At 75.1% G+C, this 11,926-nt stretch carries 9 protein-coding genes; 3 read left to right on the top strand and 6 right to left on the bottom strand.

What is annotated here, in order from left to right; all coding sequences use genetic code 11:
* Positions 1-74 precede the first annotated feature (74 nt).
* Both BAW75_RS03465 and BAW75_RS03460 read right to left on the bottom strand, forming a co-directional pair.
* Positions 75-1,124 (bottom strand): aldo/keto reductase, encoded by a 1,050-nt coding sequence (locus BAW75_RS03465; protein ID WP_104112602.1) that lies wholly within the window; start codon positions 1,122-1,124, stop codon positions 75-77.
* A gap of 77 nt (positions 1,125-1,201) precedes the next feature.
* Positions 1,202-3,172 carry an ABC transporter ATP-binding protein gene (locus BAW75_RS03460; RefSeq protein ID WP_104112601.1) on the bottom strand — a complete coding sequence of 657 codons (1,971 nt, stop codon included), beginning with the start codon at positions 3,170-3,172 and terminating at the stop codon, positions 1,202-1,204.
* A gap of 243 nt (positions 3,173-3,415) precedes the next feature.
* On the opposite strand from BAW75_RS03460, the gene pgi reads away from it, so the two are divergent.
* The gene (gene pgi, locus BAW75_RS03455; protein ID WP_104112603.1) at positions 3,416-5,050 is read left to right on the top strand and encodes a glucose-6-phosphate isomerase; all 1,635 of its coding nucleotides are present in this window, start codon (positions 3,416-3,418) and stop codon (positions 5,048-5,050) included.
* 47 nt (positions 5,051-5,097) lie between these two features.
* Here the strand turns inward: pgi and BAW75_RS03450 are convergent, their stop codons facing one another.
* Together BAW75_RS03450 and BAW75_RS03445 are read right to left on the bottom strand one after the other, a co-directional pair.
* Positions 5,098-5,508, bottom strand: a complete 411-nt coding sequence (locus BAW75_RS03450) for a hypothetical protein (RefSeq protein ID WP_064445691.1) — start codon at positions 5,506-5,508, stop codon at positions 5,098-5,100.
* Between the two features lie 38 nt (positions 5,509-5,546).
* The gene (locus BAW75_RS03445) at positions 5,547-6,089 is read right to left on the bottom strand and encodes a GNAT family N-acetyltransferase (protein WP_069088495.1); all 543 of its coding nucleotides are present in this window, start codon (positions 6,087-6,089) and stop codon (positions 5,547-5,549) included.
* Positions 6,090-6,148: 59 nt separating this feature from the next.
* On the opposite strand from BAW75_RS03445, the gene BAW75_RS03440 reads away from it, so the two are divergent.
* Both BAW75_RS03440 and BAW75_RS03435 read left to right on the top strand, forming a co-directional pair.
* The gene (locus tag BAW75_RS03440; protein WP_104112600.1) at positions 6,149-7,483 is read left to right on the top strand and encodes an SWIM zinc finger family protein; all 1,335 of its coding nucleotides are present in this window, start codon (positions 6,149-6,151) and stop codon (positions 7,481-7,483) included.
* Positions 7,480-10,011: a DUF6493 family protein gene (locus BAW75_RS03435; RefSeq protein WP_104112599.1), complete on the top strand. Its 2,532-nt coding sequence runs from the start codon at positions 7,480-7,482 to the stop codon at positions 10,009-10,011. The genes BAW75_RS03440 and BAW75_RS03435 overlap by 4 nt, the downstream gene beginning before the upstream one ends.
* Position 10,012: 1 nt before the next feature.
* Here BAW75_RS03435 and BAW75_RS03430 read toward each other — a convergent pair whose 3' ends face one another.
* Together BAW75_RS03430 and BAW75_RS03425 are read right to left on the bottom strand one after the other, a co-directional pair.
* On the bottom strand, positions 10,013-10,465 hold the full coding sequence (locus BAW75_RS03430; RefSeq protein ID WP_104112598.1) for an EVE domain-containing protein: 453 nt from the start codon (positions 10,463-10,465) through the stop codon (positions 10,013-10,015).
* Positions 10,466-10,529: 64 nt separating this feature from the next.
* Positions 10,530-11,846, bottom strand: a complete 1,317-nt coding sequence (locus BAW75_RS03425) for a glycosyltransferase family protein (RefSeq protein ID WP_104112597.1) — start codon at positions 11,844-11,846, stop codon at positions 10,530-10,532.
* Positions 11,847-11,926 lie beyond the last annotated feature (80 nt).

Genomic DNA, 11,926 nt, shown 5'->3' with positions numbered 1-11,926 from the left:
GGGGGGGGGGGGGGGGGGGGGGGGGGGGGGGGGGGGGGGGGGGGGGGGGGGGGGGGGGGGAGGGGAGGGGGGGGTCAGGCTGCGGCTCGGTCCGGGAGGGGGCGGCGGCGGTGGGACGGGTCGGTCAGCGTGGGCGGGGACCAGGCGCCGTCGGGCTGGTAGAGGTTCGTGCCCGGTGGGACGATCTCGTCGATACGGTCCAGCACCGCGTCATCCAGCGTCAGCTCCGCCCCGGCGAGCAGAGCGTCCAGCTGGTCCATCGTGCGCGGCCCGATGATGGTCGACGTGACCGCCGGATGCACGGCGGTGAACGCCACGGCGAGTTGCGGCAGCGTACAGCCCACCTCGTCGGCGAGCGCCACCAGTTCCTCGACGGCGGCGTACTTGGCCGCGTTGCCCGGCAGCGCCGGGTCGAACCGCGCCGGGGTGAGGGCCGGGCGGCCGGCGCCGAGGTCGACGGGCCGCCCCTGCCGGTATCGGCCGGACAGGAACCCGGAGGCCAGCGGGCTCCACACCAGCACGCCCATCCGGTAGCGGCGGCACACCGGCAGCACCGACGTCTCGACGCCGCGCGCCAGGATCGAGTACGGCGGCTGCTCGGTGCGGAATCGGCCCAGCGCACGCCGCTCGGCGACGTGGTGCGCCTCCACGATCTCCTCGGCCGGGAAGGTCGAGCAGCCGAACGCGCGGATCTTCCCGGCCCGGACCAGGTCGGTGAGCGCGCCGAGCGTCTCCTCGACGTCCGTGGTGTGGTCGGGGCGGTGCACCTGGTAGAGGTCGATCCAGTCGGTGCCCAGCCGGCGCAGGCTGTCCTCGACCGCACGGACGATCCAGCGGCGCGAGTTGCCGCCCCGGTTGGGCCCCTCCCCCATCGGGAAGTGGACCTTCGTGGCGAGCACCACGTCGTCGCGGCGGCCACGCAGGGCCTTGCCGACGATCTCCTCGGACTCGCCGGCCGAGTACATGTCGGCAGTGTCCACGAAGTTGACGCCGCGGTCGAGTGCCGCGTGGACGATCCGGGCGCAGTCGTCGTGGTCGGGGTTGCCGACCGCGCCGAACATCATGGTGCCGAGGCAGTGGACGCTGACCTCGATGCCGGTGCCGCCGAGGACGCGATAGCGCATGTGAGCTCCCTGGTTCGCACCGCGCCGGCCGGATGGCGCGCGGTCCGGTCACGGTAGGAGTTCGAGTGCGCTGGAGGTCAACCGTCGGCGGCGGGTTCCGCGCTGCCGGCGAGGTAGCCGGCCGCCTGCAACTCGAACAGCTCGCGGTAGAGCCCGCCCTGGGCCATCAACGTGTCGTGGTCGCCGGACTGCACGAGCCGGCCGTGGTCCATCACGAAGATCCGGTCGGCGTGCCGCACGTTCGCCAGCCGGTGGGTGATCAGCACGACGGCCCGGTCCGGGTGCCGCCGCAGATGCTGGAAGAGGGCGTGCTCGGCACGCGCGTCCAGCGCTGCGGACGGCTCGTCGCAGATCAGCAGCCGGGCGTCGCGGTAGAGGCCGCGTGCGGCCACCAGCCGCTGCCACTGCCCGCCGGACAGGTCCTGGCCGTCCTTGAACTGCCGGTCCAGCAACGTGTCGTACCCGAACGGCAGCTCGCTGATCATGTCGTGCGCGGCGGCGTCGCGGGCGGCGGTCTCCACGCTGGGGCCGGGCCCGTCGGCGCGGTCGTGGCGGCCGACGCGGATGTTCTGCCGGGCGGTGAACGGGAACCTCCACCAGTCCTGGCTCATCACCGCGACCTGGGCGGCGGTCTGCCGTGGGTCCAGTTCGGCGGTGTCCACGCCGTCCCAGCGGATCGTGCCGCCGGTGGGCCGGTAGAGGCCGGCGATCAGCTTGGCGAGCGTGGTCTTGCCGGAGCCGTTCTCCCCCACCAGCGCGATCACCTCACCGCGCCGGAACGTGAGGCTTACCTCGTCGACCGCCGCCGTGTCGGTGTCCGGGTAGCGCAGGCTGACCCGCTCGACGTCGATGCGCGTGAACCCGTCGACGGGCAGGTGCCCGCCGGCCGGGATCCGCCGCGCCGCCCGGTCGAGGAAGTCGCGGTAGTCCTGGTAGTAGAGCGCGTCCTCGTAGAGCGAGTTGGTGGCGAAGATCGCGGTGCGCAGGCTCGTCCGCGCGGCCTGGAGCGCGAGCAGCGCGGTGGCCGCCGCCGCCAGCGCGACCACGCCGCCCATCAGCAGCCCGCCCAGTACGGCGTAGACCGCGAACGCGGCCACGCCGGTCACCGACAGGCCGAGTCCTCGGGTGACGGTCTGCGAACGGGCCAGCCGGAGCTGGGCCTGGGTCTCGACGGTCATCATCCGGTGGTACTCGGCCAGCAGGAAGTCCCGCATCTGGTAGGCACGGATCTCGGCGGCGGTGTGCCGATCGGCCATCAAACGGGCCAGCAGGTACATCCGGCGGCGACGGGTGATCCAGGCCAGCAGCGCCAGGTACTGCCGCCGCGCCAGTTTGACCGCGGTGACCGCCTCGGGCACCGCGGCGAGCAGCAGGCACGGCAGCAGGACGGGCTGGATGACGGTGACCGCGGCGGCGGTGGCCAGCACACCCACGACCCCGGTCACCAGGTTCACGGTGTGGTCCACGATCGACGCGGCCTCGGCCATGCCCCGATCCCGGGCACGATCCATCTCCTCGGCGAAGCCGGCGTCGTCGAACGCGGCGAGTTCCACAGCGGTGGTCGCCTCGAACAGCCGGAGTTCCACCTGGTAGTTGATCTGCGGGATGAGCCGCGCCTGCGCCCAGCCGGCGGCGACAGTCAGCGCTCCCCGGGCCGTCACGGCGGCGGCCGCGAGCAGGAGCGCGGGCAGGGCCGCCCGGATCCGGTCCGGTGTGGGCCCGTCGGCGAAGAGTTGCCGGAGCACGCCGGTGGTGGCGAGCAGCCCGAAGGTGGTGAGCAGGCCGGCGACCACGTTGAGCCCGATCGAGGCGAGCGTGTCTCGGCGGCTGGTCGCCCAGGCCAGGCCGATGGCCTCGCGGACGAGGGCGGGCAGCCGGCGCGCCACCGACCAGAAGCTGGTGTGGGCGAACTCGGTGGCGCGGTTCATCCAGTGCCCGTCCGCCAGCTCCGGCAGCGGCGTCTCGTCGCCCGCCGCGCTCCCGGCCGGGGCGGGCTCGTCCGGCGGGTGCTCGTCCGAGGGGCGCCGAGGACCGAAAACCGCTGCCATACGCGTCTCCTCCGGTACGCCGACGACTCCGGAGCTTACGTTCCGCAATCGACAGATGTCTCCCCGTGTTCGGCGTGTCGTACAGGCGTCCCAACGGCGTGTCCACCGGGCGGCGGGCGAAAGACCGCCCGCACGGTGGTCGCCGCCGGGTCGCGTCGCGCGCGACCGGTCCGGGTGGCAGGCTTGTGGGGTTCGCCGGCGCAGGCCGGCCGACCGCCCGTCGTGAAGGAGAAGATCGACCCGATGGCTGTGGACGTCACCACCACCGACGAATGGCAGGCGCTGCGCAAGCACGCCGAGGCGATGCGCGGCACGCACCTGCGCGACCTGTTCGCCGCCGACGGGCAGCATGGTGAGCGGCTCACCGGTGAGGTCGCCGACCTGCACGTGGACTACAGCAAGAACCTGATCACCGACGAGACCGTCGCGCTGCTCGGCGCGCTCGCCGAGCGGGTCGGGCTGACCGACCGGATCGCGGCCATGTTCGCTGGGCGGCACATCAACGTGACCGAGGACCGGGCCGTGCTGCACACCGCGCTGCGCCTGCCGGCGGACGCCTCGCTCACCGTGGACGGCCAGGACGTCGTCGCCGACGTGCACGCCGTGCTGGACCGCATGTCGGCGTTCGCGCAGCGGGTGCGCTCCGGCTCGTGGCGCGGCCACACCGGCGAGCGGATCACCACCGTGGTGAACATCGGCATCGGCGGCTCCGACCTGGGACCGGTGATGGCGTACGAGGCGCTGAAGGCGTACCGGGACGCGGGCATCAACTGCCGGTTCGTGTCGAACATCGACCCGACCGACATCCACGACAAGACCGCCGACCTGGACCCGGCGAGCACGCTGTTCGTGGTGGTCTCCAAGACGTTCTCCACCCAGGAGACGCTCGCCAACGCCGACCAGGCGCGGCGCTGGCTGCTCGCCGGCGTGGACGCGGACGACGACGCGGTGGCCCGCCACTTCGTCGCGGTCAGCACCAACGAGCAGCGGGTCCGGGACTTCGGCATCGACCCGGAGAACATGTTCGGCTTCTGGGACTGGGTGGGCGGACGCTACTCGCTGCCGTCGGCGGTCGGCCTGTCGGTGATGCTCGCGATCGGACCGGACCGGTTCCGCGAGATGCTGGCCGGCTACCACGCGGTCGACGAGCACTTCCGGTCCGCTCCGGTGGAACGCAACGTGCCGGCGCTGCTCGGCCTGCTCAACGTCTGGTACACCGACTTCCTCGGCGCGGAGACCCACGCGGTGCTGCCCTACTCGCAGTACCTGCACCGCTTCCCCGCCTACCTGCAGCAGCTCACCATGGAGAGCAACGGCAAGTCGGTACGCGTCGACGGCTCGCCGGTGACGTACCCGACCGGGGAGATCTTCTGGGGTGAGCCGGGCACCAACGGCCAGCACGCCTTCTACCAGCTCATCCACCAGGGCACCCGGCTGATCCCGGCGGACTTCATCGCGTTCAGCCGGCCCAACCACGACCTGGGCGACATGCACGACCTGTTCATGTCGAACTTCTTCGCCCAGACCGCCGCGCTGGCGTTCGGGCGGACCCGGGAGCAGGTGGAGGCCGAGGGCACCGCGCCCGAGGTGGTGGCGCACCGGGTGATGGCCGGCAACCACCCGACCACGTCGATCCTGGCGCCGAAGCTCACCCCGTCGACGCTGGGCCAGCTGATCGCGCTCTACGAGCACATCACGTTCACCGAGGCCGCGGTCTGGGACATCAACGCCTTCGACCAGTGGGGTGTGGAGCTGGGCAAGGTGATGGCCAACCAGCTCGCGCCGAAGCTGACCGGGCCGGACCCGGACCTGGCCGACGTGGACACCTCGACCGCCGAGCTGATCCGCCGCTACCGGGCCGAGCGCGGCCGGAGCTGACCGCGTACCCGTGGCGTCCCGCGCGCGACCGGCCGGGACGCCACGGGTCAGCGGCGCAGCAGGTCGGCGTGCGCCGCGCGCAGCCGGATCAGCGCCGGGTCGCCGGCCGGGGCGCGGCGGTCGAGTTCGGCCCACGCCTCGGCCAGCGCGTCGGCCAGCGCCCGCAACTCGGCGGCGTGCCGCCGGCCGGACTGCTGGTGCAGCTCCTCCAGACGGCGGGCCCAGCCGGCGCTGATCGCGGCGACCCGGTCGGCGTCGGCGCGCGCCTGAGCGCCGGTGCGGGCGGCCGGCGCGGGCACGATCGCGGCGATCGGGCGGGAATCGCCGTCGCGGGTGACGAGGGTGACGGTGTCGGTCAGCTCGGCCAGGGAGACGAGCTGGGTGAGCCGGGTGCGGACCTCGCGCAGCGGCAGGGCGCGCGGCTGCGGGGACCGGTCGGCCAGTGCGGGGACAGCCATGGACACATGTTCACGTCCGGGTACGACAGTTTCGGCGGTCAGGTCGTCCACTCCGGCGCCAGCACCGACCAGACCTCCATGTCGGCGCGGCCCTCCGGCGTCGCGGCGGCCCCGCGCAGGACGCCGTCGCGGCTCATGCCCAGCCGCTTGGCGACGGCGATGCTGCGGTCGTTGCCGGCCTTCGTGATCCACTCGACCCGGTGGATGCCGCGCTCCCGCACCGCCCAGTCGATGATCACGCGCGCGGCGCGGGTGACCAGGCCCTGCCCCTCGGCGCCCGGTTCCAGCCAGCAGCCCGCCTCGCACACCCCGCGCGCGGTGCTCAGCGACACGAACAGCACGCCGCCGACGAGCGTGCCGCGCTGCCAGATGCCCCAGAGGCCGCCGTCGTCGCGGGCCCACCGGTCGGCGTACGCCTGGAGGACCTTGCGGGCCGACTCGGCGTCGGTGGCGACGAAGGACGCGCCGACCCACGGCGAGATGTGCTCGCGGCAGCGGTCGAGGTTGGCCAGGAACTCGTCGGCGTGCCAGGGCGACAGTGGACGCAGCTCCGCGTCGTCGGTGAGGGCGTGGGCGAACATCAGGGGAAGCTAGCAGGACCGTCGCGCTTTTGTCGGTCGGTCCCTCTACGGTCTGCGCCGTGAACGCCGTCCAGACGTACCGATACCTTCAGCCGTCCGCGCTGCGCGCCGCCGGTCTCGATCTGCAGACCTGCGGCGGCCCGGCGGCCAACCCGCGCTTCTTCGCCGGGTTCCTCACCGCCCCGGCCGCGGCGGCGGCCGGGCTGCTCGCCGTCGCCGAGGTGGCCCGCACCCGCTACCACCAGCCGCGCAACCCGGCCAGCCTGGACCCGGTGGTCACCGGCAGCCGGGGCCGCCTGCGGTTCGAGTCGTTCTCCGGCTGCTGCGGGGTGTACGCCCGGATGGACGTCCTGCCGGCCGGGCTGGACGGCGAGATCAGCGGCCACGGCACCACGAACGTGGACGTGAACCCGCCGCTGCGGGAGGCGCTGGCCCGGGTGGGCGGCATCGAGCCGCTGCACGTGGCGGTCGGCCCGGACGACCTGACCGTCTCCACCATGGACGGCTCGGTGGTCGAGCGGAAGGTGCCGCTGCCCGGACGCTGGCTGCGCGGCTTCGCCGAGGTGCACGTGCTCACCGCCGGCTTCGAGCCGCGCGCCGAGATCCCGGCGGCGGAGGCGGCGGCGTTCCTGCGCCGGCTGCCCGCCGCGACGGACCGCAGCGTGCTGTGGGCGGTGCCCGCCGGGCGTACGCTGCGGCTGACCTCCCGGCCGGCGCCGGGCGCGGTCTGCCTGGCCGGCGCGGGCCGGCTGGCGGCGCTGCGCGGCGTGCTGCGCCACGCCCGCACGCTGCGGGTGTACGGCCCGGCGGTGCGCGCCGGATCGCCGGCCGTGCCGAGCACGTGGGAGCTGGACACCGGGGCGCTGCGGGTGTCGCTGACGCTGTCCCCCGAGCCGTACCGGGGGTTCTCCGGCGAGGGCGCGGCGCTGGCGGCGCTCGCGCTGGACGACGTGGTCGACGACGCGGAACTGGTGGGCGCGCTGCTCAACTGGGATCCGATGATCGACGTGGCCGCGCTGGCCGACGCCGCCGCGCTGCCCGACGGGCGGGTGCGTGCCGCGCTCGCCCAGCTGGGCACCGCCGGGCGGGTCGGGTACGACGTGGCGGACGGGGCGTACTTCCACCGGGTGATGCCCTACGACGCGGGCCGCGCGGAGCGGGACAACCCGCGGCTGCTCGGCGCGCGGGCGCTGGTCGAGCGCGGCGCGGTCGAGCGCGACGGCGAGGACGCGACGGTACGCACCGACGCCGAGGTCTACCGGGTGCGCCGCCACCCGGACGGCGCATACTCCTGCACCTGTCGCTGGTGGGCGCGGCACCGCGGGCAGCGGGGGCCGTGCCGGCACGCGCTGGCCGTGTCGATGGTCGCGGCGCCGGTGGAGGTGCTGTCGTGACCGGGTTCGTCGAGGCGGTGGTGCGCGGCAGGATGTCCGAGGTCCGCTCCGCCCTGGCCGGGTTGGACGAGCCGGCCCGGCGGGCGCTCGGCGACGAACTGGTCGCCGACGTGCGCCGCAGGCGGGACGCCTGGTGGTGGCAGGGCGAGGCGGCGACGCTGGCGGTCGCAGCGGTGGGGACGCTGAGCACGCCGACGAAGGTGGCCGCGCTGCTCGGCCGCCGCTCGGTCTGGCTGAGCGGCGTCGACGCCGCGCCGGTGGTCGACGTGGCCCGGGAACGCGGGGTGACCTGGCTGGCGGACGTGGCGTACAAGCTGGCCGACCGGCTGCCCCGGGACCGGATGCTCGCGGGCTGGCGGTTCGTCGCCGGTCTCCTGCTGGCGGAGAAGGCGCCGCCGCCGACCGGGGACGACTTCGTGCGCGGGTGGGCGGCCGCACAGGGCTGGCCGGCCCCACGCGGGACGCGCCCACCCACTGTGGACCGGCTGCGCGCGGACCCGTTCCTGGACGCGCTGCTGCCGCGCCTGTTCGAGGTGGACGGCGTGGGCACCGAACTGGCCCGCGGCGACGGCGCGGGCACGGACGCGGATGCCCTGCCCCGTGCGCTGGCGGCGCTGGCGGCGGAGGGCCGGCTCGACCGCGCTGCCCTGCTCAACGGCGTGCTCGGCCGGCTGCTGCGCGGCGACCGGCCGGCGGCGCTGCGCCCGTTCCTGGCCCTGCACGACCTGCTCGCGCCGACTCCGGACGAGGTGGCGGTGCGGTCGAGCGCCTACCTGCGGCTGCTCGCCGACGGGCCGGGGCCGGTGGCCCGCGCCGCCCAGCGGACGCTGCGGGAGGCCGGTGACGCCGCCGAGCCGGAGGCGCTGTGGGAAACCGCCCGGACGGTGCTGGCCCGGCCGGAGAAGGCGCTGGTCCGGGCACAGTTGACCTGGCTCGACCGGCTGGCCCGGCAGCACCCGGATCAGGCCACGGAGGTCGGCGCGGTGCTCGCCGTGGCGGCCGGTCACCCGGACGCCGGACTGCGCGAGCGCGCGCTGGCGCTGGCGGCGCGGCACGGTCACCGGCCAGAGGCGGTCGCCACCGTGGCCGAGCCTCGTGACGACCTGCCGCCGCCGCTGCCGGCGCCGGCCGCGCCACCGCCGATCGCCGACGTGGACGCGCTGGTGGAGGAGGTGGCGGCGACACTGCGCGGACTGTGGCCGGCCTCGGTGCTGGAACGGGTCATGGACGGGCTGCTGCGGCTGGGCACCCGTGACCGCGACCGTCTCGAGGTCGCGCTGGCGCCGGTGCTGCGCCGGGAGCAGGTGGCCGAGTACGAGCACATCTGGGCCCGGTCCGACCCCTCGTTCGAGATCGACCGGCTGCTGCTGTTTGTCGCGCGTATCGGGGACGCCACCCGGCGCCGCGACGGCTGGGCCTCGACGCTGGCTACGGCCGGTGGCGGGCCTGCCGCGGTGGCCTCCGGCCGCCCCGCGCCGATGTGGCTATACCGCCTCCGGCTGGCCGAGGCCGGGCAGCGCCTGGACGGCCGTGACGATCCAGGGCTGTTGTCCGCGCCCACCTCGGCCACCGGGGCGGTCGAACCGCAGGTGCTCTACGAGCGGCTGGCGGCGCTCGGCGACCGGCCGTACTGGAGGTGGGACTACACGCAGGCGTTGTTGCGCCTGCCGGCCGGGGTCGACGAGCCGCTTGCGGCCCGCGCCGAGGCGCTCGGCACGCCGGGCGGCGTCGAGCTGGCGGCCTGGCTGCGCGGCGGTGGCGTGCCGGCGCCGGTGCAGGAGGTGGTGACGGTGGGCCGGCGGGACCGGTCCGGCCGCTACGACTGGAGCTACGACCAGTTGCCGGAACGACGGCGGCTCGTCGCGCTCACCCCACCGGCCGACGTGGACGACCGGTTCGGCCTGCTCACTGTGCGGCCGGCGGCGATCGGCCGCCGGATCTTCGACGCCGGGCACCTGTGGCCGGCCGTCCTGCCCGGGCACCGGGGCGTGGTCGCCGCCCAGGTCCTTCCCGAGCTGGCCATGGCCGCCCAGGAGGACTTCGCCGGGCGTGGGCCGGTCCTGCTGACGCTCGCCGAGTGCACAGGCGCGGGCGGTCCGGCGCTGGACCTGGCCGTGGCGTACGGGCTGTGTGCCCGGCACGAGGCGGACCGGGTCGCCGCGCTCGACGCGCTGCTGCTCCTGGCCGCCGCCGGTGACCTGGACGCGCCGGCGGTGGGCGGGCATCTGGGCGAGATGGGGGCGCAGGGGCAGGTGATCCTCACCCGGGCCGTCACGCCGCTGCGGGACGCGCTGGCGGCGGGCGCCCGGCTGAGCGTCTGGCGGCTGCTCGCCGCGGCGTTGCCGCCCCTGCTGGCCGGGCCGACGCCACCGCGGGGCACGCCGGACCTGCTCGCGCTGGCGGCGGAGGCGGCGACCGCGACGGGCGTCCGGATCGAGGTGCCCGGACTGGCCGACGTGGTGGCCCGGGGCGGCAGCAGCCGGCTGGTCGCCGAGGCCCGCCGCCTCACCGCCGCCCTGGCCGCCTGAGTCAGCCGCCCCCGTCGCCGGGCAGATACCCGCACAGCGCGTCGAACTGCGCCACGGTCAGGTACGAGGGATTCGCCGCCTGCGGCTGCCGGAGCACCTCGGCCCCGGCCAGCCGCGGGTCGGCGCGCAGCACCTCGCGGCGTACCCGCAGTGGCTCGTCCAGGATCGTCAGGTCCAGCGGCGCGGTCCACGGCTCGCCCGGCGCGCCGGGCTGCGGCGGGGCGGCGATCCGCCCGATGCCCCAGACGCCGTACGGCGTCCGGCCCCGGCTGCCGCTGGCCCAGAACACCACCGGCTGGCCGGCGCGCATCAGGCGTACCCGGTAGCCGGGGCGGACGCACCAGCCGGTGACGCGCGGGTCGGCGGCGAAGCGGGCCGTAAGGTCCACCGCGTCCGCGTTGCCCTTGATCAACCAGGCGCCGAGGTCGTCCACTGTCGCCCGCCGATCGGTCATCAGCCCATTCTGCGGTCCGCCCGGGCGGAGCGCCGGACGACGGGGCGGCGGGCCGGGGCGGTCGTCAGATGATCAGGTGGGTCCAGTAGGTGAGCCAGACCGCGAACAACGCGCCCTGCAGCAGCGCCAGCGCGGCGGTGAGCCAGCCGTCGAGGCCGGGCCGGCGAGCCCAGCGGGCCAGCACGAACGCGACCGGGAACGCGGCGAGCAGGTAGCGCAGGAGGCTCTTGTACACCGGCGGCCCCATCGACAGTGGCACCAGCACCACGACGAGCGTGTAGACCAGGTACGGCCAGTCGGCCCGGCGGCGCAGCCCGACGACCGCCACCACCAGCGTCGCCACCGCGATCCACACCCGCAGCGCGTCGGCCGAGTTGCCGCCGGTCAGCGCGGACACCGCCGTCGCGACGGGGTTCTGCAACCGGATCGCCCAGCCGGTCTCCTGCGCGTGCTGGTAGGCGAACCAGTCCCCGCTCTGCCAGCGGCAGAACGCCATGAACGTCAGCCAGCCCGCCGGCACCAGCACCAGCGGCCAGCCCTCGCGCAGCAGTCGCGGCCACGCGCGCGGGCCGGCCCGCGGGCGGTGCTGGCGGAGCAGCACCAGCGCCAGCGGCGCCACCACGAGGAAGCCGACGGAGCGGCTCATCGCCAGGAAGTAGCCGACCACGCCGACGACCAGCCAGCGGCGTCGTTCGGCGTACCAGAAGGTGGCCAGCGCCAGGCAGACGAACAGGGACTCGGTGAGCGCCGCCTGGAACAGGAACGCCGTCGGCAGGAGCAGCAGGTACCGGACCGCTCGCCGGCCGTCGGCCGGTGCGGCGCCGCCGAGCAGCCGGCCCCCCAGCCGGTACGCGAAGTAGAGCTGCACCACCAGCGCCACGTTGCTGACCAGCAGCAGAGCCCAGGCGGTGTGACCGCCGAGCAGCGGCGCGAGCGGCCGGGCCAGGAACGGATAGAGCAGCGGGAAGCCGAAGTCCGGCCACGGCCGGTCCAGTGGCAGCCGGGCCAGGTGCTCGTAGAGGAACGAGTCCCAGGCGAACCAGAGCGAGAACCAGCGGTGCGACGAGATCGCGTCCTGCTGCTCCCGCATCCCGGTCTCGCCGGCCGGCGGCGCGCCGGGCACCCCGTCCCAGGCGGCCAGCACCAGCACGCCGAGCAGGCTGAGCACGAGCTTCGAGCCGACGAAGACGGCGAACACGAATCCCCACGGCTCGGGCACCCCGCGGGCGACCCGGATTCCACGCGACCACCACCGGGTACGCCCGGAGCGCGCCCCGACGGCAGGGCCGGCCGCGCGTTCAGATTCGGCCGCGCGGAAGGATTCGGCCGCGCGTTCGGGGTCGGCCGCGCCACCGGGATCGACCCGCCGCTCCTCCGTCATCGCGCTCCCACCGGTCGGCCCCTGGCCGACGGCCCGGCCGGAAGCCCGGCCCGCATTCCCCGTCCGTCCCCGCCCACACC

Origin of the sequence: Micromonospora chalcea, assembly GCF_002926165.1 — a bacterium.
Taxonomy (GTDB): Bacteria; Actinomycetota; Actinomycetes; order Mycobacteriales; family Micromonosporaceae; genus Micromonospora; species Micromonospora chalcea.
The sequence above is the reverse complement of the archived record's forward strand: the minus strand, read 5'-3'. Positions and strand labels throughout refer to the sequence as shown.

What these genes read in the sequence shown, in the direction of transcription:
- BAW75_RS03465 (WP_104112602.1), bottom strand. Translation starts at nt 1,124, where the DNA reads ATGCGCTATCGCGTCCTCGGCGGCACCGGCATCGAGGTCAGCGTCCAC.
- BAW75_RS03460 (WP_104112601.1), bottom strand. Translation starts at nt 3,172, where the DNA reads ATGGCAGCGGTTTTCGGTCCTCGGCGCCCCTCGGACGAGCACCCGCCG.
- pgi (WP_104112603.1), top strand. Translation starts at nt 3,416, where the DNA reads ATGGCTGTGGACGTCACCACCACCGACGAATGGCAGGCGCTGCGCAAG.
- BAW75_RS03450 (WP_064445691.1), bottom strand. Translation starts at nt 5,508, where the DNA reads ATGGCTGTCCCCGCACTGGCCGACCGGTCCCCGCAGCCGCGCGCCCTG.
- BAW75_RS03445 (WP_069088495.1), bottom strand. Translation starts at nt 6,089, where the DNA reads ATGTTCGCCCACGCCCTCACCGACGACGCGGAGCTGCGTCCACTGTCG.
- BAW75_RS03430 (WP_104112598.1), bottom strand. Translation starts at nt 10,465, where the DNA reads ATGACCGATCGGCGGGCGACAGTGGACGACCTCGGCGCCTGGTTGATC.
- BAW75_RS03425 (WP_104112597.1), bottom strand. Translation starts at nt 11,846, where the DNA reads ATGACGGAGGAGCGGCGGGTCGATCCCGGTGGCGCGGCCGACCCCGAA.